The organism is Pseudarthrobacter ribosi (assembly GCF_055412865.1).
In genome coordinates this window covers 197,484-222,199 of sequence record NZ_JBVAYZ010000007.1, presented here as the reverse complement: position 1 = coordinate 222,199, position 24,716 = coordinate 197,484, and the positions used below count along the sequence as shown (strand labels likewise).

General features: G+C 67.9%; 29 protein-coding genes. 8 read left to right on the top strand and 21 right to left on the bottom strand.

Annotated elements, in window-relative coordinates; translation table 11 throughout:
* Position 1: 1 nt before the first annotated feature.
* Positions 2 to 1,063, bottom strand: a complete 1,062-nt coding sequence (gene pheS, locus ACZYZ5_RS10115; protein ID WP_463901435.1) for a phenylalanine--tRNA ligase subunit alpha — start codon at positions 1,061 to 1,063, stop codon at positions 2 to 4.
* Positions 1,064 to 1,350: 287 nt separating this feature from the next.
* On the opposite strand from pheS, the gene ACZYZ5_RS10110 reads away from it, so the two are divergent.
* Positions 1,351 to 1,854 (top strand): eCIS core domain-containing protein, encoded by a 504-nt coding sequence (locus ACZYZ5_RS10110; RefSeq protein WP_463901433.1) that lies wholly within the window; start codon positions 1,351 to 1,353, stop codon positions 1,852 to 1,854.
* Position 1,855: 1 nt separating this feature from the next.
* Positions 1,856 to 2,494 (top strand): SIMPL domain-containing protein, encoded by a 639-nt coding sequence (locus tag ACZYZ5_RS10105; RefSeq protein WP_463901431.1) that lies wholly within the window; start codon positions 1,856 to 1,858, stop codon positions 2,492 to 2,494.
* A gap of 30 nt (positions 2,495 to 2,524) precedes the next feature.
* Here ACZYZ5_RS10105 and pcp read toward each other — a convergent pair whose 3' ends face one another.
* On the bottom strand, positions 2,525 to 3,166 hold the full coding sequence (gene pcp, locus ACZYZ5_RS10100) for a pyroglutamyl-peptidase I (RefSeq protein WP_463901429.1): 642 nt from the start codon (positions 3,164 to 3,166) through the stop codon (positions 2,525 to 2,527).
* 146 nt (positions 3,167 to 3,312) lie between these two features.
* On the opposite strand from pcp, the gene ACZYZ5_RS10095 reads away from it, so the two are divergent.
* Positions 3,313 to 4,518 (top strand): Rv2578c family radical SAM protein, encoded by a 1,206-nt coding sequence (locus ACZYZ5_RS10095; RefSeq protein ID WP_463901427.1) that lies wholly within the window; start codon positions 3,313 to 3,315, stop codon positions 4,516 to 4,518.
* 38 nt (positions 4,519 to 4,556) lie between these two features.
* Here the strand turns inward: ACZYZ5_RS10095 and ACZYZ5_RS10090 are convergent, their stop codons facing one another.
* The 6 genes from ACZYZ5_RS10090 to ACZYZ5_RS10065 form a co-directional block, all read right to left on the bottom strand.
* Positions 4,557 to 5,930, bottom strand: coding sequence for an NAD(P)(+) transhydrogenase (Re/Si-specific) subunit beta (locus ACZYZ5_RS10090; protein ID WP_463901425.1), 1,374 nt, complete (start codon positions 5,928 to 5,930; stop codon positions 4,557 to 4,559).
* Positions 5,927 to 6,244, bottom strand: a complete 318-nt coding sequence (locus tag ACZYZ5_RS10085) for an NAD(P) transhydrogenase subunit alpha part 2 (protein WP_463901490.1) — start codon at positions 6,242 to 6,244, stop codon at positions 5,927 to 5,929. Before ACZYZ5_RS10085 ends, ACZYZ5_RS10090 begins: the two co-directional genes overlap by 4 nt.
* Positions 6,244 to 7,401, bottom strand: a complete 1,158-nt coding sequence (locus tag ACZYZ5_RS10080) for a Re/Si-specific NAD(P)(+) transhydrogenase subunit alpha (protein ID WP_463901423.1) — start codon at positions 7,399 to 7,401, stop codon at positions 6,244 to 6,246. Before ACZYZ5_RS10080 ends, ACZYZ5_RS10085 begins: the two co-directional genes overlap by 1 nt.
* An 86-nt stretch (positions 7,402 to 7,487) precedes the next feature.
* Entirely contained in the window at positions 7,488 to 7,943 is a 456-nt protein-coding gene (locus ACZYZ5_RS10075) for a (deoxy)nucleoside triphosphate pyrophosphohydrolase (RefSeq protein ID WP_463901421.1), read from the bottom strand.
* A gap of 528 nt (positions 7,944 to 8,471) precedes the next feature.
* Positions 8,472 to 8,984 (bottom strand): SRPBCC family protein, encoded by a 513-nt coding sequence (locus ACZYZ5_RS10070; protein ID WP_463901419.1) that lies wholly within the window; start codon positions 8,982 to 8,984, stop codon positions 8,472 to 8,474.
* Between the two features lie 138 nt (positions 8,985 to 9,122).
* The gene (locus ACZYZ5_RS10065) at positions 9,123 to 9,569 is read right to left on the bottom strand and encodes a hypothetical protein (RefSeq protein ID WP_463901417.1); all 447 of its coding nucleotides are present in this window, start codon (positions 9,567 to 9,569) and stop codon (positions 9,123 to 9,125) included.
* A gap of 248 nt (positions 9,570 to 9,817) precedes the next feature.
* On the opposite strand from ACZYZ5_RS10065, the gene ACZYZ5_RS10060 reads away from it, so the two are divergent.
* Positions 9,818 to 10,201 (top strand): hypothetical protein, encoded by a 384-nt coding sequence (locus tag ACZYZ5_RS10060; RefSeq protein ID WP_463901416.1) that lies wholly within the window; start codon positions 9,818 to 9,820, stop codon positions 10,199 to 10,201.
* 244 nt (positions 10,202 to 10,445) lie between these two features.
* Positions 10,446 to 11,654, top strand: coding sequence for an MFS transporter (locus tag ACZYZ5_RS10055; protein ID WP_463901415.1), 1,209 nt, complete (start codon positions 10,446 to 10,448; stop codon positions 11,652 to 11,654).
* Between the two features lie 60 nt (positions 11,655 to 11,714).
* Here ACZYZ5_RS10055 and ACZYZ5_RS10050 read toward each other — a convergent pair whose 3' ends face one another.
* Positions 11,715 to 12,635, bottom strand: coding sequence for a cation diffusion facilitator family transporter (locus ACZYZ5_RS10050; RefSeq protein WP_463901413.1), 921 nt, complete (start codon positions 12,633 to 12,635; stop codon positions 11,715 to 11,717).
* A gap of 268 nt (positions 12,636 to 12,903) precedes the next feature.
* Between ACZYZ5_RS10050 and ACZYZ5_RS10045 the strand changes: the two genes are divergently transcribed.
* Complete coding sequence (locus tag ACZYZ5_RS10045; RefSeq protein ID WP_307458416.1) at positions 12,904 to 13,170, top strand: GlsB/YeaQ/YmgE family stress response membrane protein; 267 nt, start codon at positions 12,904 to 12,906, stop codon at positions 13,168 to 13,170.
* Between the two features lie 95 nt (positions 13,171 to 13,265).
* Here ACZYZ5_RS10045 and ACZYZ5_RS10040 read toward each other — a convergent pair whose 3' ends face one another.
* The 4 genes from ACZYZ5_RS10040 to infC all read right to left on the bottom strand — a co-directional run bounded on the left by ACZYZ5_RS10040 (position 13,266) and on the right by infC (position 16,239).
* A complete protein-coding gene (locus tag ACZYZ5_RS10040; protein WP_463901411.1) occupies positions 13,266 to 14,180 on the bottom strand; it encodes a TrmH family RNA methyltransferase in 915 nt (304 codons plus the stop codon).
* A gap of 64 nt (positions 14,181 to 14,244) precedes the next feature.
* Entirely contained in the window at positions 14,245 to 14,721 is a 477-nt protein-coding gene (rplT, locus tag ACZYZ5_RS10035) for a 50S ribosomal protein L20 (protein WP_463901409.1), read from the bottom strand.
* A 119-nt stretch (positions 14,722 to 14,840) separates the two neighbouring features.
* On the bottom strand, positions 14,841 to 15,035 hold the full coding sequence (rpmI, locus tag ACZYZ5_RS10030) for a 50S ribosomal protein L35 (protein WP_009358635.1): 195 nt from the start codon (positions 15,033 to 15,035) through the stop codon (positions 14,841 to 14,843).
* A 115-nt stretch (positions 15,036 to 15,150) separates the two neighbouring features.
* Positions 15,151 to 16,239, bottom strand: coding sequence for a translation initiation factor IF-3 (gene infC / locus ACZYZ5_RS10025; protein ID WP_463901407.1), 1,089 nt, complete (start codon positions 16,237 to 16,239; stop codon positions 15,151 to 15,153).
* Between the two features lie 442 nt (positions 16,240 to 16,681).
* Here infC and ACZYZ5_RS10020 point away from each other — a divergent pair, with 442 nt between their 5' ends.
* Positions 16,682 to 17,068: a DUF1844 domain-containing protein gene (locus ACZYZ5_RS10020; protein ID WP_463901405.1), complete on the top strand. Its 387-nt coding sequence runs from the start codon at positions 16,682 to 16,684 to the stop codon at positions 17,066 to 17,068.
* 104 nt (positions 17,069 to 17,172) lie between these two features.
* On the opposite strand, the gene ACZYZ5_RS10015 is transcribed toward ACZYZ5_RS10020, so the two are convergent.
* From ACZYZ5_RS10015 to ACZYZ5_RS09980, 8 genes are all read right to left on the bottom strand, one after another.
* The gene (locus ACZYZ5_RS10015; RefSeq protein WP_463901404.1) at positions 17,173 to 18,507 is read right to left on the bottom strand and encodes an MFS transporter; all 1,335 of its coding nucleotides are present in this window, start codon (positions 18,505 to 18,507) and stop codon (positions 17,173 to 17,175) included.
* A gap of 62 nt (positions 18,508 to 18,569) precedes the next feature.
* Positions 18,570 to 19,469 (bottom strand): SseB family protein, encoded by a 900-nt coding sequence (locus ACZYZ5_RS10010; RefSeq protein ID WP_463901402.1) that lies wholly within the window; start codon positions 19,467 to 19,469, stop codon positions 18,570 to 18,572.
* Between the two features lie 11 nt (positions 19,470 to 19,480).
* Positions 19,481 to 20,227, bottom strand: coding sequence for a bifunctional 1-(5-phosphoribosyl)-5-((5-phosphoribosylamino)methylideneamino)imidazole-4-carboxamide isomerase/phosphoribosylanthranilate isomerase PriA (priA, locus tag ACZYZ5_RS10005; protein ID WP_463901401.1), 747 nt, complete (start codon positions 20,225 to 20,227; stop codon positions 19,481 to 19,483).
* A gap of 51 nt (positions 20,228 to 20,278) precedes the next feature.
* Complete coding sequence (locus tag ACZYZ5_RS10000) at positions 20,279 to 20,437, bottom strand: CG2302 family histidine operon protein (RefSeq protein ID WP_307458438.1); 159 nt, start codon at positions 20,435 to 20,437, stop codon at positions 20,279 to 20,281.
* Positions 20,438 to 21,256, bottom strand: a complete 819-nt coding sequence (gene hisH, locus ACZYZ5_RS09995) for an imidazole glycerol phosphate synthase subunit HisH (RefSeq protein ID WP_463901398.1) — start codon at positions 21,254 to 21,256, stop codon at positions 20,438 to 20,440. It abuts the gene before it with no gap.
* The gene (hisB, locus tag ACZYZ5_RS09990) at positions 21,253 to 21,879 is read right to left on the bottom strand and encodes an imidazoleglycerol-phosphate dehydratase HisB (protein ID WP_307458445.1); all 627 of its coding nucleotides are present in this window, start codon (positions 21,877 to 21,879) and stop codon (positions 21,253 to 21,255) included. Before hisB ends, hisH begins: the two co-directional genes overlap by 4 nt.
* A gap of 65 nt (positions 21,880 to 21,944) precedes the next feature.
* Positions 21,945 to 23,063 carry a histidinol-phosphate transaminase gene (locus ACZYZ5_RS09985; RefSeq protein ID WP_463901396.1) on the bottom strand — a complete coding sequence of 373 codons (1,119 nt, stop codon included), beginning with the start codon at positions 23,061 to 23,063 and terminating at the stop codon, positions 21,945 to 21,947.
* Positions 23,064 to 23,119: 56 nt separating this feature from the next.
* Positions 23,120 to 23,551: a LysM peptidoglycan-binding domain-containing protein gene (locus tag ACZYZ5_RS09980; protein WP_463901394.1), complete on the bottom strand. Its 432-nt coding sequence runs from the start codon at positions 23,549 to 23,551 to the stop codon at positions 23,120 to 23,122.
* A 358-nt stretch (positions 23,552 to 23,909) separates the two neighbouring features.
* Here ACZYZ5_RS09980 and lexA point away from each other — a divergent pair, with 358 nt between their 5' ends.
* Positions 23,910 to 24,659: a transcriptional repressor LexA gene (gene lexA / locus ACZYZ5_RS09975; protein WP_463901392.1), complete on the top strand. Its 750-nt coding sequence runs from the start codon at positions 23,910 to 23,912 to the stop codon at positions 24,657 to 24,659.
* Positions 24,660 to 24,716: the final 57 nt, after the last annotated feature.

The window sequence follows — 24,716 nt, the reverse complement described above, 5'->3', positions numbered from 1 at the left end:
GTTAGATCTCCATCCCGAAGTGCTCGCTGAAACGTACGTCGCCCTCGATCATGTCGCGCATGTCGCCGACCTCGTTGCGGAACATAAGGGTCCGCTCGATGCCCATGCCGAAGGCGAAACCTGAATAGATGTCCGGATCGATGCCCGCGGCGCGGAGCACGTTGGGGTTGACCATGCCGCAGCCGCCCCATTCGATCCAGCTGGGACCGCCCTTGGCGCCGGGGTGCCAGATGTCCAGCTCGGCGGACGGTTCTGTGAACGGGAAGTAGTTGGGACGCAGCCGGATCTGGGCCTCGTCGCCGAACATCTGCCGCGCGAAGTGCTCCAGGGTGCCGCGGAGGTCCGCCATGCTGAGCTTCTTGTCGATGGCCAGGCCCTCGAACTGGTGGAACACCGGGGTGTGGGTGGCGTCGAGCTCATCGGTGCGGAAGACCTTGCCGGGGCACAGCACGTAGATGGGCAGTTCGCGTTCCAGCATGGAACGGACCTGCACCGGGGAGGTGTGCGTGCGCATCAGCAGGTGGGCCTCGGGCGGCTCCACGAAGAAGGTGTCCTGCATTTCGCGGGCAGGGTGGTCCGGCTTGAAGTTGAGCGCGTCGAAGTTGAACCACTCGGACTCGACCTCGGGTCCTTCGGCGATCTCCCAGCCCATGCCGACGAAGATGTCCGCGACGCGTTCCTGCAGGGTGGACAGCGGGTGGCGTGCACCGGCGCGACGGCGGCGCGGGGCGGCCGTGACGTCGACGGTCTCCTCGACCAGGATGCGCGCGTCGTTCTCGGCTTCGAGCTCGGCCGTGCGGTCCGCGAGCGCCTTGTTGACGCGTCCGCGGGATGAGCCCATGAGCTTGCCGGCGGCGGCCTTCTGGTCCTTCGGCAGCCCGCCGATTTCGCGGTTGGCAAGGCTCAGCGCGGACTTGTCACCGGTGTGCGCGAGGCGCACGGCCTTGAGTTCATCGAGCGTGGAGGCAGCGGTAATGGCGGCAACGGCCTGGTCTACGGCGGCGGTGATGGCGGCTTCATCCAGGGGATTCGGGACGCCGGCGCCCGGCAAAGTTTCAGTCATCTACTGTTCTTAGCTACGAGTCGGTTCATGCCAACGCACAGGACCCTCAACGGGAGCAGGGACCGGCGCGTGGACAAAGGGCAGGGCTCGCCAAAATCGCTCGGGCGGGCATTCCCCACCAGTCTAGTTGAACGGGCTCAGGTGCCCGAACGTGACTGCGCTTCCGGGGCCGGCGGCACCGCTGTGCACCCCTCCACCCGGTCCCTGCCTCCATCCTCTCCGCCCGCCCCTGCCGGCTTGCCTTCTGCTTCGTATCCGGCAGGCTGGTCCCCGGCTAGCATGGGCTCATGACGCCGGGACAACGGCTGCGGCAGCTGGCCAATGTACTCAATGCATCAACCCCGCTGGGGTTGCTGCTGGCCGGCTGCGCCCGCGCCCCCGTCCGACGCGGACCCCGGGGACTGCTGATCGCCACCGGGTACCGCTGGCGGCTGCCCTTCGCGGGCGCCTTCACGGTCGGCAATGTGGTGATTTTCCGTGCCGGGCCCGCCGAGGCCCTGGCCAACCAGACGCTGCTGGGGCACGAGGAGCGGCACTGCACCCAGTACGCCTGGTGCCTGGGCCTCCCGTTCCTGCCGCTGTATTTCCTCGCCGCAGGCTGGTCCCTGGCCCGGACCGGCCACCCCGGCTCGCGCAACTTCTTTGAACAGCACGCCGGGCTGCGGGCCGGCGGCTACCCGGAGCTGAGCGAGCGGATCCAGGCATCCGGTCGAAAGCCATACTCCAACATCAACGGACCCCGGAAGACCGGCAGGACGGGCCCGGCGGCCCGCGAGCGGAACGAGGCATGACATGAGCGACAGCCCCAGGACCATCTCCGTCACCGGATCCGGCAGCGCGGAAGCCGCCCCGGACCTGCTGACCCTTTCGATCGGCGTCGAGTGCCGCCGGGAGGAAGTCGGCGCGGCCTACGGCGACGCGGGCCGGGTCTCGGCGGCCATTACCGCGGCGCTCCGCGGGCACGGTGTGGCGGATCCGGACATCACGACGTCGGGGCTCAATGTCCGCGCCGAGGTGAACTGGCAGGAGGGCCGGGGCCAGATTGTCTCCGGCTACCTGGCCTCCAGCGTGCTGAGTGTCCGGCTCAGGGAGCTGGGAGCGTCGTCGGACGCCATCGCCGCCGCGGTGGCGGCCGGCGGCAATGATGTCCGGCTCAACGGGCTGGAGCTCGGCTTCGCTGATCCCGCCGCGGTCACCGCCCGGGCCCGCGAGGCTGCCTGGCAGGACGCCCTCACCACGGCCGGGCACTTCGCGTCCCTCGCCGGGGCCTCGCTGGGCAAGGTGGTGTCCCTGACGCAGCAGACCGGTTACCCGGTGCCGATCCCGGTGGCGAAAATGCAGCGGGTCGCCGCGGTGGAGTCGCTCACCGTGGAGGCCGGAGAATCCAGCATCAGCGCGACCATCAACGTCGTGTGGGAACTGCTCGGCTGAGGCGCCGTGGGGCCGGCAGGGTCCGGCCGGCTAGTGGGTGGCGCCGGCGGCGATCCTGAGGTCCACGGTCGTAGCCAGGGTGGTGCGGGCGACGACGGCGAGCGCCTCCGCAAGCTGTTCCAGCGGCAGCGCCGGTTCCGTGCTGCCCGGCGGCAGCTGGGCCGGCTCGTAGGGAACATGGACGAAGCCTCCCCGTGTGCCGGGCCGCAGCCGCAGGGCGTGCATCAACCCGTAGAAGACATGGTTGCAGACGTAGGTGCCTGCGGTCTGGGAGACCTCGGCGGGGATCCCCGCCGTGAGGAGGTCCGCGAGCGCCGCCTTCACCGGAAGGGTGCTGAAGTACGCGGCCGGTCCGCCGGCGACCACCGGCTGGTCCACGGGCGCGTTGCCGGCATTGTCCGGGATCCGCGCGTCGTCGCAGTTGATCGCTATCCGTTCCAGCGACACCCGGGACCGTCCGCCGGCCTGGCCCGCGCAGATCACCAGATCCGGGTGGTGCTGCTCCAGCGCTGCTTCCAGGACGCGTACCGCGTCGCCAAAGACGCAGGGCAGCACGACGGCCTGCGCCTTGAGTCCCTCGGCCCGGAGCCGCGCAGCGGCCTCCCGCGCTGCCGACCACGACGGGTTGGTGCTTTCGCCGCCGAACGGTTCGAACCCTGTCAGGAGAATCATCGCCCCAGCCTAACAAGGCGGCGTGCGGGCCGGCCGTGGCCGGAGGGGCCCGCGGGGACCGGCGGGATGTGCCGGTGACCGGCGGGATGTGCCGGTGACCGGCGGGGGTCCTTGACTTAAACTCGAACATACATTCGAATGGAGCCATGAGATGGGACGCACAAGCACTCAAACCGGCGCCCGAAGACAGTGCCCCGGGGACCGGGACACCGGGCGGCGGGACACTCGGAGGCGGGACACCCGGAGGCGGGACACCCGGAGGCGGGAGCGGGCGCGGCCCGTCCACCACAACCGATCCCCTGCTGCCCCTGATCGGGCTGGTGCGTTCTGTGACCACCCCGGAGTTTGCCGGCGTCACTTTCCATGAGGTCACCGCCAAATCGGTGCTCAACAAAGTGGTCGCCGGTTCGCGGATGCCCTTCGAATGGACCATCAACCCCTACCGCGGCTGCAGCCACGCGTGCGTCTACTGCTTCGCCCGGAAGAGCCACACCTACCTCGACTTCGACGCCGGGCTGGACTTTGACAGCCAGGTGGTGGTGAAAATCAACGCCGCAGAGGTCCTACGCCGGGAACTGGCCAAGCCCTCATGGGGGCGGCAGCACGTGGCCCTCGGCACCAACACGGACCCCTACCAGCGGGCCGAGGGCCGCTATCAGCTCATGCCGGGCATCATCGGCGCCCTGGCCGATTCCGGCACTCCCCTGTCCATCCTGACCAAGGGCACGCTGCTGGCCCGGGACATCCCGCTCCTGAAGCACGCCGCCGCCCAGGTGCCCGTCGGTGTGGGCATCTCGCTGGCGATGACGGACGAGCGCCTCTCCGAAGCCGTGGAGCCCGGCACACCCGGTCCGCGTGCACGCCTCAAGCTGATCACAAGGCTCCGGGAAGCGGGGCTGCCGTGCGGGGTGATGGCCATGCCCATCCTGCCCTGGCTCTCGGACAGCGACGAGGCCCTGGACTCCCTGTTCTGCTCCCTGGCTGCGGCGGGCGCCACCGGCGTGACGGCCGGGGCCCTCTACCTGAAGCCCGGAACCCGGGAATGGTTCATGCAGTGGATCGCCCGGGAACACCCGCAGCTCGCCGGCAAGTACCGGCGGCTGTACGGCACCGGCTCCTACGCCTCCCCGGAGTACCGGGCCTGGCTGTCCGGACGCATCCGCTACTTCAAGGCCCGCCATGGTTTCTCCGGATCGCAGGGGTTCAGCCACCGCGACCTCAACGACGATCCTGGCAGCAGTGATCCCCGGGACGAGGAAGCGCAGTACCCGGCCGGCAGCATTCCCGAGGCGGCCGCACTCCGCGGCGGCGAGCGGGCCGCAAGCGACGCCGCGCAGCCCACCCTGTTCTAGAGGGGTTCCGGAGTTTGCCCGGAAGGGTGGAGGGCTGCCTAGAGGGCTTTCACGGCGCCCAGGACCCGGGTGAGCGAATCCTTGGCGTCGCCAAACAGGAGTGTGGTCTTCGGATCAAACAGCAGCTCGTTCTCGATCCCGGCGAAGCCCGGCCGCATGGAGCGCTTGAGGAAGACCACCTGGCCGGCCTGCGCCACCTCCAGGATCGGCATCCCGTAGATCGGGGCTCCGGGCGTGGACTTGGCGGCAGGATTGACCACGTCGTTGGCGCCCACGATGAGCGCCACGTCGGTGTTCGGGAACTCCGGGTTGGCTTCCTCGAGCTCCTTCAGCGCCTCATAGGGAACGTTGGCTTCCGCGAGGAGGACGTTCATATGGCCCGGCATCCGCCCGGCCACCGGGTGGATGGCAAAGACCACCTCGACGCCGCGGGCCGTCAGGGCCGTGGCCAGCTCGGCTATGGTGTGCTGGCCCTGGGCCACGGCGAGTCCGTACCCGGGGACGATCACCACCCGCTGTGCATAAGCGAGCTGGACGGCGACGTCCTCGGGCGAGGAGGAGCGCACCGGCCGGTCGCTCTGGACGGTGGATCCCGCCGTCGAGCCGCCCCGGAAGGCGCCGAACATAATGCCCGTCACGCCGCGGCCCATGGCGGCCGCCATCACCTTGGTCAGGATCGTACCGCTGGCCCCGACGAGCGTGCCCGCCACCAGGAGGAGCACATTGCCCAGGACAATGCCGGACGCCGCGACCGCGAGGCCGGTGAAGGCGTTGAGCAGGGAGATCACGATCGGCACGTCCGCCCCGCCCACGGGCAGCACCAGCAGGAGCCCTGCCACGAGGCCCAGTACCAACAGCGCCACCGCCCAGCCGATCGACCCTGTGGCCACAACAAAGCCTCCGGCGGCGACGGCCCCGACCACCACGGCGCCCATCAGCACCGGCATGCCGGGGAAGAGCAGGGGGCGGGTGCTGATCAGCTCCTGCAGCTTGCCGACCGTCACTCCCGAACCGGCAAAGGACACCGCGCCCACCAGCATGGTGAACGCCACAGCCAGCCGCACCCACGGGTCATCGCTGTGGCCAAGTTCCAGCACCGCCACGAGTGCTGCGGCGCCACCGCCGACCCCGTTGAACAGGGCGACCAGTTGCGGCATCTGGGTCATCTGCACGCGCCGGGCCACCGGGACCGCCACCGCGGACCCGACGGCGACCGCGGCGATGATCAGCGGGATGTTCTCCAGTTTCGCGGAGAGGAACACCGTGACCACGGCCACGAGGGCGCCGGCCGCTCCGATGGCGTTGCCGCGCCGGGCGGTCCGGGGAGAGCTCAGGCCCTTCAGCGCGAGGATGAAGCAGACGGCGGCCGCCAGGTAGAACAGGGCGGTCCATCCCGGGCCGAGGACGCTCACGTCCCGTCCTCCCCCGTGCCGGCACGGGGCCGGATCGGCTTCCTGCTGCCGAACATCTCCAGCATCCGGTCCGTGACGACGAATCCGCCGACCAGGTTAACGGTTGCCAGCACCACGGCGATGAGGGCGACCGTCAGCAGCCACGGGTCACTGGCCTGCCCGGCTACGATGATGGCGCCAACCAGGATAATGCCGTGGATGGCGTTGGCACCGGACATCAGCGGGGTGTGCAGCTTGCTGGTCACCTTGGAAACGACTTCGAATCCTACGAAAACGGCGAGCACCACCACGGTCAGCAGCGTGATCGGATCCATCATTTGAGGGCCTCCAGTGCTTCGGCGGTGGCGGCATGCCGAACGGAGCCGCCGTGGGTCAAACAGGCGCCGGCGACAACTTCGTCGTCGAAGTCCGGGACCACCTTGCCGTCGGCGGTCATGAGGGCCAGCAGGTTTGCGACGTTCTTGGCGAACAGCCGGGAAGCATCGGAGGGCATCGCGGAGGCGGCGTCCTGCAGGCCCACCGGGGTCACGGATCCGCCGTCCACCGGGACCTGGAGATCCCGGCCCGCGATGACTCCCTCGACGTTGCCGCCGGATTCCGCGGCCAGGTCCACGACGACCGAACCGGCCCGCATGCCGGCCACCATGTCCGTGGTCACGAGCAGGGGTGCCGCCCGGCCGGGGATGGCCGCCGTGGTGATGAGGACATCCGCCGCCGCGACATGGGGGGCCAGCAGGGCGCGCTGGCGTGTGGCCCGGTCCTCGCCAAGCTCCCGGGCGTAGCCGCCGCTGCCCTCAGCGGACGTGCCCGCAGTTCGAGTGTCGAGATCCAGGTGGATGAACGTGCCACCCATCGAGGCGACCTCATCGGCGGAGGCCGCGCGGATGTCGTTGGCGGAGACCCGCGCCCCCAGGCGTTTCGCGGTCCCGATCGCCTGCAGCCCGGCGACGCCGGCACCCAGGATAAGCACCCGTGCGGGCGGGATCGTTCCGGCGGCCGTCATGAAGAGCGGGAAGAACCGCGGGTAGCGCAGAGCCGCCTCCAGGACGGCACGGTAGCCGGAGACCAGCGATTGGGAACTGAGCGCGTCCATCGACTGGGCCCGTGAGATGCGCGGCACCAGCTCCAGCGCAAAGCAGGTGACCCCTGCGGCGGCGAGGGCTCCCACGCCGGGCAGTTCGGAGCCCGGTGAGGCGAACCCGATGGTGATGGTGCCGGGCCGGAGCCGCCCGGCGTTCTCCGGCTCGAGCGGCCGGACGTGCAGCAGGACATCCAGTGATTCGGCGGTCAGCTCCGGAACGATCGAGGCTCCGGCCGCGGCGAAGGCTGCGTCCGCGTACCCGGCTTCGGCGCCCGCCCCACGTTCCACGGCGACGTCCAGGCCGAGGGCCCTGAGTTGCTGCACCGTCTCCGGTGTGGCGGCAACCCGGCGCTCCCCTGCACGTTGCTCCCGTCTGACACCGACCTGCACGGGTTGCTCCTCTCGATTCGCTTCAGCGTAGTCACATGCTTCACGCTTTGGCGAGAGGTGGGGCCCCGGCGGCCCGAATGCTCAGCTCAGGTCGCGGAAACGGCCGGGGCGTCCGATACCGGCAGCCTGTCCAACAGCGCCTCGACGATCGGCAGGTCAGCCGGGATCCATGGCAGGCCCAGCACCTCGTCGCGGTCCCGGAGGTTGATCCAGCGCAGCTCATCGTGGTCCTGGAGGGGGTGGGGAACGCCGTCGAGCAGTTCCGCGAACCACACCCGCATCGCCGCGCGTTCATTGAGCGGCCAGCCGTCGGCGGATCCGCTGTCCAGTTCGGCGCCGAGCCGGACGGTCACGCCAAGTTCTTCCAGGAGCTCACGGTGCAGGGCCTGCTCGCCCGTCTCGCCGGACTCGACCTTGCCGCCGGGAAACTCCCACATGCCCGCGAAGTGCGGGGGCGCCGTCCGCCGCGCCACGAGCAGCCGGCCGGGTTGGGCCAGGGAGTCCAATACGGCGCCGCCGACGACGCTGATAAGTCCAGTCACGCCCTCCAGTTTAGACAGCTCGCGGGGCCAAGACGTCAAGTCCGGGCTATCTGCAGGGTCCTCTGCCGAGCTGCTCTTGGGGCGAATCGGATGACCGGCGCAGAAATCAGCGACGGGGATCCGTTTTGGCTGCCCGGATCATAGTCGAGGCCATACTTTTATGAGGTTCCATTCTTGCTGGAAATCGACCGTGCGGCCCTCAAACCACACGTCTTGCCCGCTCATCGTGTGCCCTTGGCCGGGGTTATTCCAGTTGGGCCTGACCTTGATGTGAATAAACTGCCCGTCCGGACCCACGCCGAAGTGACTCGCTGGAAAGTTCCTCCGCTCAGCCTCGCAGTGTTGTTCGTCGTCAGTGTCCCGATTTGTCACTGGGGCCTCCCGGAAGCATGAGACTGCTGGGGAGAAGAGCATACGCGCGGCGCGAATGCGTGTCTATGGCGCCTCTTTATCGCCCCGCCCCGTCAACAAAGCCGGCGTTTGCTGCAGGAATCGCCGCGGCGCCGGTCAGGAAAGGATCGGCCGCAACTACGGCGAAGTTTCGCGGGCACTTAGCGGACCCGAGCCTTCGCCCGGCTTGGGCCATGGCCGGCCCGGCGCAGCGGGGATCCTGGCTTCGTGTCTGCCGAGGAGTTCGGCGCGTTTCTTGACGGCGCTGACGTAGTCGGCGAAGGCCCGTTCCAGATCGGGGACGGTGCTCCAAAGCGGGCGCAGCAGTGGGCCGGTGAAGTCATCCCTGACGCGCAGGTGGGTCATGCCACCGCGAGGAGTCAGTGTGAACGTGCACACGCTCTTGCACAGGCCCCAGGGCAGGCCTCCGGTCCAGGTCATCACCTCGCCCGGTATCTGCTGCACGCGCAGCCGGAACGTGCGGTTCCCGCCCAGACGGGTCCGGACTCTTATCGGGCCGCCGTTGCGCAGGTGGCCATCGATGCGGGTAATGCCGGAGTCCCAGACGGTGTAGTTGCCGCAGTCCGTGATGATTTCCCATACCGTGGAGTTCCGGGCATTGATCAGGGTCTCGGCCTCGAAGGATTTCATGGCATTCTCCGGCCGGTAACCCGAGAGATTTCCCGGAAACTCATTTTTCACTTCCCTGCTTTCAGCGGGGGCGGCACGCTAACGCCGCTACCTGCGGGGCACGCAGCCAACGACGAGTCACCCGGTAAATTCCGGGCCTTAGCACTTGGCCGCTGTCTGGAGGTCGCTGACCGAGGCCTGCACGTTAGCTGCTTCGTCCCGCAGGGAGCTGACGGCCTGGGTCAGGGTGGCATCGTCGGGAACAGCCTTGACGGCTCGGTCGAAGTTGTTTTCAGCCGTCTTAACGGCGTCCACCTCGTCCTTCGCGACGTCCTGGCTCGCCTTGATCAGATCGTCGTAGGTCTTCGCGACCTGGTCCCGTGCCGAATCGAGCTGCCCCACGGTGACACCAGGCTTCAGTGTCTGCTTGAAATTTGTCAGGGCTGCGGTAAAGGCACTGGCAGCAGCGCATGCCTGCGAAACGTTCTTCTCCGCTCGGGCACTGCTGACGCTCGTGCCGGGGCTGGAAGTGCTGCAACCGGTGAGCAGTGCGCCGGCGACCCCGAGTGCGATCGATCCTGCAAGGATTGGGTGTGCTCGCGACATGGGAGGCTCCTTTCCGAGATGGGATGCGGCAGATAGCCCTGCCACTGGCAAGTACGACCATTGTCCGGCCGCACCGGCACGCGGACCTCATCCGGGGGAGGTGATCTGTGGTGGCAGCAACCGGGTTCCGGACGCCCCGGGCGATGACCCACACTCCCGGCAGGAATCTGACACCGTTCATGCCGGACGCGGTACTCTGGTCGTGGTCAGGCAGCCGGCCGCTCGTGATTTGTAGAGAAATAGTGTCCATGCACAGCAAATTGGATGTCACCGTCTCCGTGGACCTGAGTGAACTGACCACCTCCGACCCGCGGCCTGGGCAACTACTTACGAAGGCTGGCCCGCCGGAAGCCCGGCTCCTCGGACAGGTCATTCATGAGACGCTGCCGACCAGGCCCGGCAGAGACCTGCTTCGGGAGTCGCGGCCCTCAAGTATTTTCGGAACATTCCGCCGCTGGCCCCTCATATCCTCCGTCGAGCTGTACCTGCTCCAGGCGGCCCTCACCCAGTGCGTGCAACTCGCGGGGTCGGAATCCGCCCATGAGCTGCTCACCGAGGTCGCTGTCGAACTGGAACGCCGCACCGCGGAGACCCCGACCCTCCCCCGCTGGAACGTCCCGGCCACCCGTTAATGAGCGCCCGCCGGGGCGGCGGGGCGCTTCCTCAACGGCGGGAAGCACTTGGTTGGACCCATCTGGACCACCGGGGCAGATTTAGGGGCGCTGCCCGCTTCAGGGGAGAATGGATGGGGGCCACCTTCCTGAGTACCCGGAATACCGAGCGCGCCTGCCCCGTTACACACCTCAGACCACACATCAGATTTAATTTGCCGCATTCTCCTGGCTGCAGCCGGGAACGTCACCGAAAAGCAGACGAATGACTATCACCACACAAGCCCCGGCCACGCCCAAAACCCGCACCCGCCACGTTGCCCTCGCCATCGTTTCCCTTGCCATGGGCGGATTCGGCATCGGCACCACGGAGTTCACCATGATGGGCCTGCTCAAGGAGGTGGAGCAGGGGCTCAACATCAGCACCCCGGAGGCGGGCCACCTGATCTCGGCCTACGCCCTCGGTGTGGTGATCGGGGCCCCGCTGCTGGCTGCCGTCGGTGCGAAGATGCCGCGGAAGTACCTGGCCCTGGGCCTCATGCTGTTCTTCAGCATCGCGAACCTGACGTCCTTCATCGCCCCCGACTACGGCACCATGCTGGTGTCGCGCTTCGCCGCCGGGTTGCCCCACGGGGCCTTCTTCGGCGTCGCGGCCGTGATCGCGGCATCACTGGTCGCACCGACCAAACGTGGTTGGGCCATTTCAATGGTCATGGCCGGCCTGACTGTCTCCAACGTCATCGGCGTACCCTTTGGCACCTGGCTGGGCCAGGCGTATGGCTGGCGGCTGTTGTTCCTGCTGGTGGGCGTCATCGGCATCATCACCCTGGTGATGCTCTGGAAGTTCCTGCCGTTCCAGAAGCCACACGCTGATGCGAGCTTCCGCCGCGAACTGGGCGCCCTCAAACGGCTCCAGGTCTGGCTGGCGATCCTGATCGGCATCGTCGGTTTCGGCGGCTTCTTCGCCACCTACACCTACATCGCCCACACCATGACCTCCGTTGCGGGCATTCCCGCGGCCTGGCTCCCGCTGGTCGTCGCCCTCTACGGGCTGGGTATGGTGGCGGGCAACATCGTCGGCGGCCGGATCGCAGACAGGTCCGTGATGGGCACGATCTACTGGGTGCTGCCGGGCATTGCCGTCGCGCTCGTGGTCTACGCCGTGGCCGTGCACTGGCCGTGGTCCGCCTACGTGATGGTCTTCGTCGTCGGCGCCGCCGGTGCACTCCTGGTCCCGGCGCTGCAGACCCGGTTGCTGGATGCTTCCCCGGATGCCCCCTCGCTGGCCTCCTCACTCAACCATGCGGCCCTCAACGTGGCCAACGCTTTGGGCGCCTTCCTCGGCGGCCTCGTCATCGCCTGGGGGTGGGGATACGTCGCACCGGCCCTGGTCGGGGCCGGGCTGGCCGTCCTGGGCCTCGCCGTCGCCCTCGTCAGCGGACTGGTGGAACGCAAGAGGCCGCTGGTCCGGTAGCCCGCATAGCGGCAACCGGACCAGCGGCCCCTCAAACAACTGGTGGCGCAGAAGATCCCGCTACGGAGTGCTGACGCGCTGGACGTCCGGTTCGAGGTAGATGACCCGGGCGATCGGCACCGCCTCGCGGATCCGCGTCTCGGCATCGTCGATCGCTTTGGCGATCTCCTGGCCTGTATCTGAGCGGCCGATGCTGATCTTAGCCGCGACCAGCAGCTCCTCCGGGCCCAGGTGCAGGGTCTTGAGGTGGATGATCGAGGTGCCGTCGGACTCGATGGCCGCCCTGATCTTGGCGACGTCGTCCTTCGTGGCTGACTCGCCGAGCAGCAGGGACTTTGTTTCCACGGCGAGCACGGCGGCGATGGCCACCAGCAGGAAACCGATCATCGCAGTACCCAATGCATCCCAGATGCCGTTCCCGGTGATGAGCGTCATGCTCACGCCGAAGAGCGCGAAAACCAGGCCCACCAGGGCGCCGAAGTCCTCAAGGAGGATGACCGGCAACTCCGGCTGCTTGGCGCTGCGGATGAACTTGGCCCAGCCCTGCTTGCCGCGGACGTGGTTGGATTCGATGATTGCAGTCCGGAAGGAAACGGATTCGGCGACGATCGCGCCAAAGAGCACCGCGAGCGGAACCCACCAGAACGCGCCCTCGATGGGGTGGGGGTGCTGGAGCTTTTCCCACGCTTCAAACAGCGCAAAGAGACCGCCCACGCTGAACAGCACGATCGAGACGATGAACGCGTAAATATACCGCTCGCGTCCGTAGCCGAAAGGATGCTCCGGGCTCGCTGCCCGCTTGGCCCGCTTGCCGCCCACAAGCAGCAGGATCTGGTTGCCGGAGTCAGCGAGGGAGTGGATCGCTTCGGCCAGCATCGATGAGGAAAACGTCAGGAAATACGCGACGAATTTCAGGACGGCGATGGTCAGGTTCGCAGCCAACGCCGCAACAATCGCCTTGGTACCGCCATTTGCAGCCAAGAGAGCCTCTCCTTAGGGTTCGACCGGGTGGTGGACTCCAGCCGTTGCCTGCGCCCACAAGGAATACCGTACCCGTTACCGCCCCGGCGGAGCACCGCGGCCGGCGCTGTTCCGACACGCTGCGGCGGCCGGACTGGCCCGCAACAGCGCAGGTCACCGGGCAGATAACGATTGGGTGTGATCCTGCTGACAAGCAAACAGGCCTATGTTAGCTTGAAGCCATAATCGGGATTCACCATTTGGATGCCGACGATATGTAGGAGGAGTAATGGGCTTTCTCGGCTGGATCATTCTCGGACTCATAGTAGGTGCAATCGTCAAGGCAGTCATGCCTGGCAGGGTCGGCGGCGGCTGGGTTACCAGCCTCGTGCTCGGCGTTGTCGGCGCAGTTGTCGGCGGCTGGATCGGCGACCTGCTGTTTGGTGGCGGCAAGATGGAATTCTGGAATCTCGGTTCCTGGCTCCTGGCCATTGTCGGCGGCCTGCTGGTTGCCCTCGTCTACGGCGCCATCACAGGACGCAAAAAGACCAGTTAACCGCAAACGTACGACGGCGGGGGTCCACCTTTCAGTGGACCCCCGCCGTACTTTTGTGCCTGTTGCCGGGCGACTGCCGCGAACCCGTGAGGAGATCAGCCGGCCGGATTTATTGCACCGTCGTGCTGTGAGCGGGCGCTGGCGTAGAGGCAGACCGTCGCGGCGGTGCCGAGGTTGAGGCTTTCAGCAGCCCCGTATACGGGCACGGCCACCCGGTGGTCTGCCAGGGCGAGTTCTTCCTCGGCGAGGCCCTGGGCCTCGTTGCCGAAGAGCCAGGCGGTCGGGTTCTCCAGCGCGTACACGGACTCGCGGGGCGGTGCGCCCAGCCGTCGGGCCGCGTTCTGGTCCTGGAGCCGGTCCAGGTTAAGTTCACCGTTGCCGTCGGCGGCGAGGACTCCGATGCCGCGTTCCTTGCAGCGGGCCACGATCTCCTCGATTTCGGCGCCGAGCACCACGGGCAGGTGGAAGAGGGATCCCGCCGTCGAACGCACGGCCTTGGGGTTGTAGATGTCCACGCTGGATGCGGTCAGGATGACGGCGTCCGCGCCGGCCGCGTCGGCTGCCCGGAGCACGGTGCCGGCGTTGCCGGGATCGCGGACCTGGCACAGCACGGCAACCAGCTGCGGGCCGGCGTCGAGCACCTGCTCAAGGCTCACGTCCAGGAAGCCGCAGACCGCCAGGATGCCCTGCGGGGTGACCGTGTCCGCCATCGCGGCCAGCACTTCGTCGGTGGCAAGGAACGCGGTGGTGCCCTCCGCGAGCGTCTCCAGGTCCGGGTGACGGTCGAGGCAGGCCTCGCTCGCGTAGACCTCATAGACGATGCCGGGCTCCCCCGCGGCAAGCTTTTTCTGGTGCAGGGCCAGGGCTTCCCGGACAGCCTGGGGGCCCTCCGCGAGGAACTCGCTGCGCTTTAAACGGGCCGGGCGCCCGGCAAGCTGTGCCACCTTCCTCACCCGATCAGCTCGGGGGTTGGAGAGTAAAACATCTTGCGGGCGCCCGGTTTCGTTCATACAAGAACCTTAGTAGCTTTCCAGCCGGTTCCTGAACGACGTCGTTATCGAACGACGACAGGTACTACTCGGCAGCCTGGTCGGCGGCCTTCTTGGCGGCCGGCTTCTTGGCGGCGGCCTTCTTGGCGGCCGGCTTCTTGGCAGCCGGTGCGGCCTCAGCCTGAACGGCCGGAGCGGACGTGTCGGCGGGCAGCGAGTCCTTGGCGATCTTGACCAGCGCGGCGAAGGCGTTGGCGTCAGAGACGGCCAGCTCGGCCAGCATACGGCGGTCAACCTCGACCTCAGCGGCCTTGAGGCCCTGGATCAGACGGTTGTAGGTCAGGCCGTTGGCGCGGGATGCAGCGTTGATGCGCTGGATCCACAGGCGACGGAAGTCGCCCTTCTTCTTCTTGCGGTCGCCGTAGCTGTACACAAACGAGTGCAGCAGCTGCTCTTTGGCCTTGCGGTACAGGCGTGAACGCTGTCCACGGTAGCCTTTTGCGCGCTCAAGGATAACCCGGCGCTTCTTGTGGGCGTTGACCGCCCTCTTCACACGTGCCACGTGCGTACTCCTTCAGAATTCTGATCCCAAGCGTCTACTGCCGGAACAACCGGCTGGCCTGAGAAGCCTTTTTGGTAGTTGACTGCTGCCAGGTGGCTAACAGTCAGAGAACTTGGAACTTAGATGCCGAGCATCTTCCGGATGACCTTGGCGTCGCCCTTGAAGACGATCTTGTCGCCGGCAAGGCGGCGGGTCAGCCTGGAGGACTTGTGCTCGAGGTAGTGGCGGCGGTTGGCCTGCTGGCGGCGCAGCTTGCCGCTGCCGGTCAGCTTGAAGCGCTTCTTAGCACCACTGTGGGTCTTCATCTTCGGCATGGGAACCGATCTCCTTACGTATCCGCAGACAGGGTCTGCAGTCTTTCGTGCAGCCGCCCCTGCGGGCGGCATGCTGGTTGCTTGCTGCCGGACATTGCTGTCCGGCAGCCCTGAGCTAGTTGGTCTTCTTGGTGCCCGGCTTGGCGGCGGCCTTCGGGGCAGCCGGCCGTGCAGCGGGCTTCGGAGCCGCGGGACGCGGCACCGGCTTCGGTGCGGCAACCGGCTTCGGTGCTGCCGCCGGAGCGGCCTTTTCAGCCTCCGGAGCCTCCGCGGTTTCCGGAGCCTTGGCGGCGGCCTTGGGCGCTGCGGGCGCCTTGGCCACTGCCGGCCTGGCGGCGGCCTTCGGGGCCTCGCGCTTCGGAGCGGCCTTGGGAGCCTCCTGCTTCGGCGCTGCCTGGACGGGAGCCTTCTCTGCCGGGGCTTCCTCAACCTTGGCCTCGGCGGCCGGGGCCTCCGGGGCTTCGATCTTGTCGGCCTCAGCCTTTTCAGCCGGAACCTCGACGGCGGCTTCCTCAGCGGGGGCTTCCGTTGCCGGAGCTTCCGTAGAGGTTACTTCAGCCTCGGGTGCCTCAGTCCGGACTTGGTAGCCCTCCGGCAGCAGATCGGCGAGCGACTGCGTCAGGGGTGCTTCGGGGCCGGACGTGTCAACGCGGCCGCCGCCCGAAGCCTTGGCTTCGTTTTCGGCTTTGGCTTCCGCACGCTGCGATGCGCGGCGGGCCTCTGCCTTGGCTTCTGCCTTGTTCTTCAGGGGTCCGACGACCATGACCATGTTGCGGCCATCGATCCGCGGGCTGGACTCCACGACGCCGACTTCGGCGACGTCGTCCGCGAAGCGCTGGAGCAGTCGGATGCCCATCTCGGGGCGCTGCTGCTCACGGCCGCGGAACTGGATCATGGCCTTGACCTTGTCACCGGCGCCGAGGAAGCGGAGCGCGTGGCCGCGCTTCGTCTCGTAGTCGTGGGTGTCGATCTTCAGGCGGAAGCGGATTTCCTTCAGGACCGTGTTGGTCTGGTTCTTCCGGGCTTCGCGTGCCTTGACTGCGGCTTCGTACTTGTATTTGCCGAAGTCCATCAGCTTGCACACCGGAGGCTTGGCCTGCGGTGCAACTTCAACGAGATCAAGATCAGACTCGGCAGCCAAACGCAGGGCATCCTCAATACGGACAACGCCTACTTGCTCGCCTGCAGGGCCGACCAGCCGCACCTCGGGGACGCGGATACGCTCATTGATTCTTGGCTCGCTAATGTTAAAGCTCCTGTGTTCGTGAGGGGTATTCCACCGGCAAAAAGAGAAGGCCCCCAATTGCCGGAGCAATCGAAGGCCTCGAAGATCGGAACTGCCTGCCTCGTGTGAGGCGGCATGCATCCTGCCAGGGCTGACGCCCGGGAAGAATGCCCGACCAGGTACCCGGCAACCTTACTTCTTGCGAAGCTTCCCGAAGGAGAGCGGTTGACGCGGGTGGGAGAGAACTCCGCTTGCAAACTGAAAGTCGATTCTACAGAAGAAATCCCGTCCGGCGCACCTGCATGACGGGCATGTCGGTTGCGGACGGGTTCCGGCTGTCAGACCGCGGCAGTAACACTGAGAAACAGTAGAACGGCAGCGAAATAACGACAATCAGTCGGTCTGTGACAAGCTTACCAGCATGAGCACTTCAGACAGTAATTCACACGTTTACGAGCCCGCCAGCGCCCAGGGCGACGTTTCCCAGCAGATCCGCGACATCTCCGAGGTGCCCGCGATCGAGGTCATCACCACCGCCGCCGTGCACCTTATGAGCGCCGCCGCCGTGAAGCTTGGCCTCGCCGCCGAGGAGAACGCCGAAGAGCTCAAGGACCTGGATGAGGCCCGCAAGCTGATCACGGCCCTCGCCGGCCTGGTCACCGCGGCCGCTCCGGAAATCGGTTCCCAGCATGCCGGTCCGTTGCGCGACGGGCTGCGGTCCCTGCAGCTGGCATTCCGCGAGGAATCCGCCATCCCTGACGCGCCGGGCAAGGGCCCGGGCGAGAAGTACACCGGCCCGGTCAACTAAGCAGAGCGTATTTCCAACTGCACCGCGGCGGCGGGCGGACCACATCGGTCCGCCCGCCGCCATCGTTTAAGGCCCGTGGCCCAGGGCCGTGCCCGCCGGCGCACTCAGGCTGCGGCGAGGCGCCGCCGGCGCCGGTGCTGCAGCGCCAGCCCCAGCAGGCACAGCGCAACGCCGCCCATCCCTACGGCCACGAGTCCGGCCGAGGGACCGACGGCGTCGACGAACACACCGGCGAGCGGCGCGCCGAGCGCGACGCCCCCGGTGAGGGCCGAGCCGTACCAGCCCATCGCCTCGCCGCGGCGGCGCTCGTCGACGAGTTCGGCGACCTTCTCCGAGGCCGCCGACAGCACCGGGGCGCACAGCAGTCCCGGCAGGAGCGCGAGCAGGCTGAGGGTCCAGGTGTCCTGCGCGAAGGCCATGGGAATGCTCAGCGCGGACATCCCCAGCAGCAGCAGGATTGGCGAGATGGGCCGGTGCATGGCCCCGTAGATCACTCCGCCGACCACCGAGGCCCCGCACCAGAAGAGGAAGACCAGTCCGATCTCGGCCTGATGGCCGCCGGTTTCGAGGGCGGCTACGATCCCGACGTCGGTGCCGCTGAGCACCATGCCGGCTCCGGCGGCGACGGCGAAAACGGCGGCCACCGCGGGGGTGAACCAGACGAAGTTATGGATGACCTTGTGCCGCAGACCGGCCCGCTCCAGTCGCCGGTCCCCCGCGGCGGCCAGCGGGGCGAACTCCGCGGCGGCTTCCTGCAGGTGGGCCGGGGCGGCGGCGGCCACCGCGACTTCGGCTCCTTCCTGCTGGCTTGCCTCGAACGCGGCGTCGGACTCGGCATCGGCCCCGGGGCCGGCTTCGGCGCTGCGGGTCGGCGGGTTGAACCACATCAGGAAGAGCCCGGACACCGAGGTGGCGACGCCAATAATGGTCAGCCCCAGGACCGAGAGTCCGGCGGTCGCGACGAGGGCCCCCGCCGCGGGGCCGATCATAAAGACCAGTTCGGTGGAGATGGCGTCCAGGGCAAAAGCGGTGCGCCGCTGCTCCCCCGTGGCGAGGACGCCGAGGGACTGGCGGACGACGCTGAAGATCGGCAGGGTCAGCAGGCCGCCGACGAACACCAGCGGCAGCAGCAGCTCGTAGGACACGTGCGGCACCACCGACCAGATGACAGCCTCGGAAATGACCGACGGAATAAGGGCACGCCGCAGGCCGACGGTATCGACGCGCCGGCCGCGCCAGGGGGCGCCGACTGCAATGCCGATGGTCATCACGGCAGCCGCCGCCCCGGCCGCGGCGTAACCCTGCCCGAGGGTGAGGACGATGTGCAGGGTCAGCAGGACCCCGGCCGCGGAGTGCGGTATCCGGGCGACCATCCCCACCAGCAGTAGCCGCCTGATCGGCCGCACGGCCAGCAGCTCCCGGTACAGCGCGAAGTTCACGTAGCTTACATCCTTCCGGTACTGCCCCCGGCAGCACCGGGATCTCCCCCGCTGGCCGTCAGCTACGGTGCTGCGCGCTGCAATTTGACCTCGATCGAGTCAACCCGCTCAGCAAATACTTCATTCCGTGCCCAGACACTGTTGAGGCCTGACACGATGGACTGGACGCCGGCGGCGTCGAGCCCGTCTTCAAGGTAGAGCATGACACGGAGTTCCGGGCCGGAGCCCCCGCCCGGCAGCGGCGTCCCATCGGCCGCACGCGAGCCAACTCCACCGCCTGGATGAATTTCAACACGGCGGACGGCGGGAAAGCCAACCGCGGCCTCGCCAAGGCTCCGGGCGAGCTCGGGATCAGCGTACGACGGCGTCCAGTCCCGCTGCTGGGCAAGGGCCCACACGGCGGGCCGGCGCACCACGAAGGTCACCGCCGAGCCCGGGTCCAGTACGAGCAGTTCGGCGTTCTCGGCGACCGCGGAGAGCGCAGCCCGGGCCGCGTACACGGCCACCGGGCGGGCCTCCGGGTGCCAGGCGTGCAGCGAAGCGGCCGAGGTGAACACGGGCATCGCCGTCCGCCCGTCCGGGGCCTTGAGCGTCACGAGGGCCATGTCCGCCTGCTTGTCGGCATGCAGTCCGCCGGCACCTTCGCCTTCTTCGGCGAGGGTGGCCAGGATCGGGACGAAGACCCGTGCCGTCGCCAGCGCGGCCACCACCGCGGCCTCGTCGCCGTCGCCGGCCGCAAGGGCCGCCAGCGCCGCAAGGTATCCGGGGTCGGCCGCGCCGTCGTCGTCCTCGAAATTGTGGATTTTGGCGCGTTCGCCGGACAGGCTGCGCCCGGCCCAGGGCTGGCCCGCCGAGTCCGACGCTCCCCCCGCGCCGGCCAGGGCCGCCGCGATGTGCCCGGGCAACGGGCGGGACGTGGCGGGAAGGTCAGCTGCGCGCTCGTCCGCGGGGCGGTGCTCCATGCGGCGGACCGCTAGCGCCGGCCGGCGACGTCGAGGGCCTCGGGCAGCGTGAAATTGCCGTTGTAGAGGGCCTTGCCGACGATGGCGCCCTCGACGCCGAGCGGCACGAGGGAGCGCAGGACCTTGAGGTCGTCCAGGCTGGAGATACCGCCGGAGGCGACCACCGGTTTGCCGGTCTTCTCCACCATCTGGCGCAGCAGTTCGACGTTGGGTCCCTGGAGCGTGCCGTCCTTGGTGACGTCGGTGACGACGTAGCGGGCGCAGCCGGCCTCTTCGAGGCGTCCGAGGACGTCCCAGAGGTCACCGCCCTCCCTGGTCCAGCCGCGGCCGGCCAGCGTGGTGCCCCGGACATCCAGCCCGACGGCGATCCTGTCGCCGAAGCGCTCGATCACCCGGGCCGTCCACTCCGGGTTTTCCAGTGCCGCCGTGCCGAGGTTCACCCGGGCGACCCCGAGGTCCAGGGCCTTCTCGAGCGACTCGTCGTCGCGCAGGCCGCCGGAGAGCTCCACCTTGATGTCCAGCCGGCTGACCACTTCGCGGAGCAGCTCGGCGTTGGAGCCCCGGCCGAACGCGGCGTCGAGGTCAACGAGGTGGACCCATTCCGCCCCCTGCTGCTGCCAGTTGAGCGCGGCTTCCAGGGGGGTGCCGTAGCTCGTTTCGCTGCCGGCCTCGCCCTGGACGAGGCGGACCGCCTGGCCGTTGACGACATCGACGGCGGGCAGCAGCTCCAGCACGGGCAGCGGGGTTTCGGTGGTCATCGTGGTCCTCAGTTTTCAGGGTCGGCAGGTGGTCGGGGGCGCTGCGGTGTGTCAGGCGGCGGGGAGCGTCAGGAGGTAGGCGGCCAGCAGCGCCATCCCGGCCAGGACATAGAACACGACCTGGACCCAGCGCGGGCTCTTCTGCTGGCGGAAGGACAGCGCTCCGCCGACCAGCAGGCCGGCGAGCCCCATCAGCACGATGGACCACATCTAGGCGGTCCCGGCTTCCGGCGCGGCGGGGGTGCCGGCAGGCGCTGCCGTGGCCCCTGCGCCGGGCGCTGCCGTGGCCCCTGCGCCGGGCGCTGCCTCGGTCCCGGAACGGTCCCGCAGGCCTTCCACCCAGTTGCGCAGCAGGCGCGCACCGGCGTCGCCGGACTTCTCCGGGTGGAACTGCGTGGCGCACAGCGGGCCGTTTTCCACGGCGGCGATGAACGGGGCACCGTGCTCCGACCAGGTGACAAGCGGCGCCGTCATGCGCGGCTGGATGACGTCGAAGTCCCACTGCTGGACCCCGTAGGAGTGCACGAAATAGAAACGCTCGTCCTCCACACCGGCGAACAGCCTGGACCCCGGAGGGACGGAGACGGTGTTCCAGCCCATGTGCGGGACGACGTCGGCGGGAAGGAGCTCGACGTTCCCGGGCCACTCCCCCATGCCTTCGGCCACGGTGCCGTGCTCCACGCCGGCCTCGAAGAGGACCTGGAGGCCGACGCAGATGGCCAGCACGGGGCGGCCGCCGGCGACGCGGCGGCCGATCATGCGGATGGCATCGACGGCTTTGAGCTCGCGCATCACGGTTTCGAACGCCCCGACCCCGGGGACCACAAGGCCGTCGGCGTTGAGGACATCCTCCGGCCGGGAGCTGAGGATGACCTCGGCACCGGCGCGTTCGAGGGCGCGCACGGCGGAACGGACGTTGCCGGAGCCGTAGTCCAGGACGGTGACGGTGGGCTTGCCCTCGGGCGACGCCGGCCTGCGGCCGGCGTCGGGGTCGATGATGGCGCCGTCCTTCAGGACCTTCCCGGTCACAGCGCACCCTTGGTCGACGGGATGCCCTCGACGCGGGGATCCGGTTCGACGGCGGCGCGCAGGGCGCGGGCGAACGCCTTGAACTGGGCCTCGACGATGTGGTGCGGGTCCCGGCCGGCGGTGACGTTCATGTGCAGGCAGATTCCGGCGTGCAGGGTGATCGCCTCGAAGACGTGGCGGGTCAGGGAACCGGTGAAGTGTCCGCCGATCAGGTGGTACTCCTGGCCGGCAGGCTCGCCGCCGTGCACGAGGTACGGGCGGCCGGAGACGTCGACGACGGCGTGCGCGAGGGCCTCGTCGAGGGGAACCGTGGCTTCGCCGAAGCGTCGGATCCCGGCCTTGTTTCCGAGCGCCGTGCGCAGGACCTCACCGAAAGTGATGGCCACATCCTCGACCGTGTGGTGGACATCTATGTGGGTGTCGCCGGTGGCCTTGACCGTCATGTCGATCAGGGAGTGCTTGCTCAGCGCCGTCAGCATGTGGTCGTAGAACGGGACCGAGGTGCTGATGTCCGAGACACCGGTGCCGTCCAGGTTGATCTCGACCAGCACGGATGACTCGCTGGTGGTCCGTTCCATGCGTGCGGTCCGGCCCTCGGCAGCGGTTGATCCGGTGTTGCTCATGTGGGTGTCCTTTTGGATGACGACGGTGCCCGGCGTGCAGGCAGGGTGGGTGTCCTGGGTTAAGTCTAGGCGGGCTGCACGGCGCGGCGGGCCAGGATCCGTTCGAGGGCTTCGAGGAAGGCTGTGGTTTCCGTCTCAGTCCCGGCGGTGACGCGCAGATGCCCGGGAATGCCGACGTCGCGGATCAGCACCCCGGCCTCGAGCAGGCCCTGCCAGACCTCGTGTGGGTTGTCCAGACCGCCGAAGAAGACGTAGTTCGAGTCGGAGGCAGCCGGTTTGAGGCCCATCCGCTGCAGTTCGGACACGATCCTGTCCCGCTGGCGCTTGATGTCCTCGACGTCGGCCATCAGCGCGACCCGGTGGTGCAGGGCGGCCAGGGCCGCCGCCTGGGTGATGGCCGAGAGGTGGTACGGGAGCCGGACCAGGCGCAGGGCGTCGGTCACCTCGGGCGCTGCGGCCATGTAGCCAACCCGGGCGCCGGCGAGGGCGAAGGCCTTGCTCATGGTCCGCGAGACGATCAGCCGTTCCCGGCCCGGCAGCAGCGCGAGGGCGCTGGGCGTGCCGTCATGGGCGAACTCGTGGTACGCCTCGTCGACGATCACGATGGTCTGGCTGGCTTCCCCGGCCTCGTAGACGGCCTCCACGACGTCCAGGCCCAGCCCGGTGCCGGTGGGGTTGTTCGGGGAGCACAGGAAGACGATGTTCGGCTGGAGTTCGCGGACCTGGCTGGCGGCCGAGGCGGCACTGAGTCCATAGTCGTCGGCGCGGACCCCGACGATGTACCCGGTGTCCGTGCCGGAGGCCAGCAGCGGGTACATGGAGTACGTGGGAGGGAAGCCGAGGGCGGTGCGCCCCGGGCCGCCGAACGCCTGAAGGATCTGCTGGAGAACCTCGTTGGAGCCGTTTGCGGCCCAGATGTTGTCCGCACCCAGACCGTGCCCGAGGTAGTCGGCGAGGGCTTCGCGCAGTTCCGTGAACTCGCGGTCCGGGTAGCGGTTCAGGCCGGCCGCGGCAATCGTGACAGCCTCGGAAATGGCGGCGCGCACGTCGGCCGGGACACCATGGGTGTTCTCATTGACGTTGAGCAGGATGGGCACCTCCAGCTGCGGCGCGCCGTACGGCGTCAGGCCGCGCAGGTTGGTCCGGAGGGGAAGTCGGTTCAGGCGCTCTAGCTGGTCAGTCACTGCACCAGTTTAAGTGAGATAGCGGCGGGCCCTGAAACTGTGACGGGTCGAACAGGTTACTTGGACGGGATGAAGAGCGCCTGGCCGGGCACAACACGGGCGGCTTCGAGGTTGTTCAGCTGGATGATATCCGTGACGACGTCGCGGGGGTCGCGCTCCGGTGCCACGGATGCGGCGATGGCCCAGAGGGACTCACCGGGCTGCACCGTAACGGTCACGGTGGGGGTCAGCGACAGCCCGGCTGCGGACTCCGCCGCCTTGGCCGGGGCATTGAGGAAGCCGCTGAACGAGAGTATGAGCGCGGCCAGCAGGATCAGCGGCACCCCGATGAGGACAAAGCGCCCCCGCCGGGTGAGCCGCAGCGGCGCCTGCTTGACCCGCTGCTTGCGAACGGCGCCCGGGACGGCGGACGCACCGCCGTCGCGCCGGCCGTAGTCGCCGACTGCGTCGCGGCCGAAAGTGTCGTGAAACGCGCTTGATGCTGACATGAACTGAGCCCTCCTGGACCATACTGTGCCGCCCGGCGTACTCCACGTACTTGCCGCCAACCGGCCTAACCTTCGAACAAAGAACCGAACGTCACGCTGTACCGAACAGTCCACCGCCCTCAAACTGCGAAGAACTAGAACACATATTCGAACCTTGCTTGTTCTGTTTTAGCACTTATTAACGAACAATGTCGAGACTCGCTAGAACAAATGTTTGAAAATGCCCTGTGGCTGGCCTACGTTTGAGTCAAAGAACAACCACTTCTGCAGTTGATCAGCAGGGTCTGACATTTCAGGCCGGAAGTTCCCGGCAGCCGCAGCCACGGCGGCCGGGCGGAACGGAAAGGCGTTGGCGAACATGGCAGCACAAGCCACTGGCGGCAGGGCCACCCAGCGGGGCCCGCAGGCGGCCCGGCCACCCAAAAGCCTCACCGTCCGGCAAAAGAAGATCCTGGAGACCATCCAGCGCTCGGTCACGGACAACGGCTATCCACCCTCCATGCGCGAGATCGGCGACACCGTCGGCCTGGCAAGCCTCTCCAGCGTCACCCACCAGCTCTCACAGCTGGAAAAGCTTGGCTACCTGCGGCGTGACCCGAAGCGCCCCCGAGCCATGGAAGTGCTGATGCCGCTGACCCTCGACGAGGGAACCACCAAGATTTCAGGGGCCGAGAAGTCCGGCGGCCTGCGCACTGTCGGCGGATTGTCCGTGTCCGAACTGGCCAGCGCCACCGACACCGCGATGGTGCCGCTGGTGGGCCGCATCGCCGCTGGCGGGCCGATCCTGGCCGACCAGGTCGTCGAGGACGTGATGCCGCTGCCCCGCCAGCTCGTGGGCCACGGCGAACTCTTTATGCTCAAGGTGGCGGGGGACTCGATGATCGACGCCGCCATCTGCGACGGCGACTGGGTGGTGGTGCGCCAGCAGGGCGACGCTGTCAACGGTGACATCGTCGCCGCGCTGCTGGACGACGAGGCGACGGTCAAGACGTTCCGCCAGCGCGACGGCCACACCTGGCTGCTGCCGCAGAACACCCAGTACGAGCCCATCCTCGGCGATCACGCCGTCATCATGGGCAAAGTCGTCTCGGTGCTGCGCTCCCTCTAGGACCAGTCAAGGCGCGGCAACAGCTGCGAACAGGGGCCCCGCCATCCGGCGGGGCCC

What these genes read in the sequence shown, in the direction of transcription:
- pheS (WP_463901435.1), bottom strand. Translation starts at nt 1,063, where the DNA reads ATGACTGAAACTTTGCCGGGCGCCGGCGTCCCGAATCCCCTGGATGAA.
- ACZYZ5_RS10110 (WP_463901433.1), top strand. Translation starts at nt 1,351, where the DNA reads ATGACGCCGGGACAACGGCTGCGGCAGCTGGCCAATGTACTCAATGCA.
- ACZYZ5_RS10105 (WP_463901431.1), top strand. Translation starts at nt 1,856, where the DNA reads ATGAGCGACAGCCCCAGGACCATCTCCGTCACCGGATCCGGCAGCGCG.
- pcp (WP_463901429.1), bottom strand. Translation starts at nt 3,166, where the DNA reads ATGATTCTCCTGACAGGGTTCGAACCGTTCGGCGGCGAAAGCACCAAC.
- ACZYZ5_RS10095 (WP_463901427.1), top strand. Translation starts at nt 3,313, where the DNA reads ATGAGATGGGACGCACAAGCACTCAAACCGGCGCCCGAAGACAGTGCC.
- ACZYZ5_RS10085 (WP_463901490.1), bottom strand. Translation starts at nt 6,244, where the DNA reads ATGGATCCGATCACGCTGCTGACCGTGGTGGTGCTCGCCGTTTTCGTA.
- ACZYZ5_RS10070 (WP_463901419.1), bottom strand. Translation starts at nt 8,984, where the DNA reads ATGAAATCCTTCGAGGCCGAGACCCTGATCAATGCCCGGAACTCCACG.
- ACZYZ5_RS10065 (WP_463901417.1), bottom strand. Translation starts at nt 9,569, where the DNA reads ATGTCGCGAGCACACCCAATCCTTGCAGGATCGATCGCACTCGGGGTC.
- ACZYZ5_RS10060 (WP_463901416.1), top strand. Translation starts at nt 9,818, where the DNA reads ATGCACAGCAAATTGGATGTCACCGTCTCCGTGGACCTGAGTGAACTG.
- ACZYZ5_RS10055 (WP_463901415.1), top strand. Translation starts at nt 10,446, where the DNA reads ATGACTATCACCACACAAGCCCCGGCCACGCCCAAAACCCGCACCCGC.
- ACZYZ5_RS10045 (WP_307458416.1), top strand. Translation starts at nt 12,904, where the DNA reads ATGGGCTTTCTCGGCTGGATCATTCTCGGACTCATAGTAGGTGCAATC.
- ACZYZ5_RS10040 (WP_463901411.1), bottom strand. Translation starts at nt 14,180, where the DNA reads ATGAACGAAACCGGGCGCCCGCAAGATGTTTTACTCTCCAACCCCCGA.
- rpmI (WP_009358635.1), bottom strand. Translation starts at nt 15,035, where the DNA reads ATGCCGAAGATGAAGACCCACAGTGGTGCTAAGAAGCGCTTCAAGCTG.
- ACZYZ5_RS10020 (WP_463901405.1), top strand. Translation starts at nt 16,682, where the DNA reads ATGAGCACTTCAGACAGTAATTCACACGTTTACGAGCCCGCCAGCGCC.
- ACZYZ5_RS10010 (WP_463901402.1), bottom strand. Translation starts at nt 19,469, where the DNA reads ATGGAGCACCGCCCCGCGGACGAGCGCGCAGCTGACCTTCCCGCCACG.
- priA (WP_463901401.1), bottom strand. Translation starts at nt 20,227, where the DNA reads ATGACCACCGAAACCCCGCTGCCCGTGCTGGAGCTGCTGCCCGCCGTC.
- ACZYZ5_RS10000 (WP_307458438.1), bottom strand. Translation starts at nt 20,437, where the DNA reads ATGTGGTCCATCGTGCTGATGGGGCTCGCCGGCCTGCTGGTCGGCGGA.
- hisB (WP_307458445.1), bottom strand. Translation starts at nt 21,879, where the DNA reads ATGAGCAACACCGGATCAACCGCTGCCGAGGGCCGGACCGCACGCATG.
- ACZYZ5_RS09980 (WP_463901394.1), bottom strand. Translation starts at nt 23,551, where the DNA reads ATGTCAGCATCAAGCGCGTTTCACGACACTTTCGGCCGCGACGCAGTC.
- lexA (WP_463901392.1), top strand. Translation starts at nt 23,910, where the DNA reads ATGGCAGCACAAGCCACTGGCGGCAGGGCCACCCAGCGGGGCCCGCAG.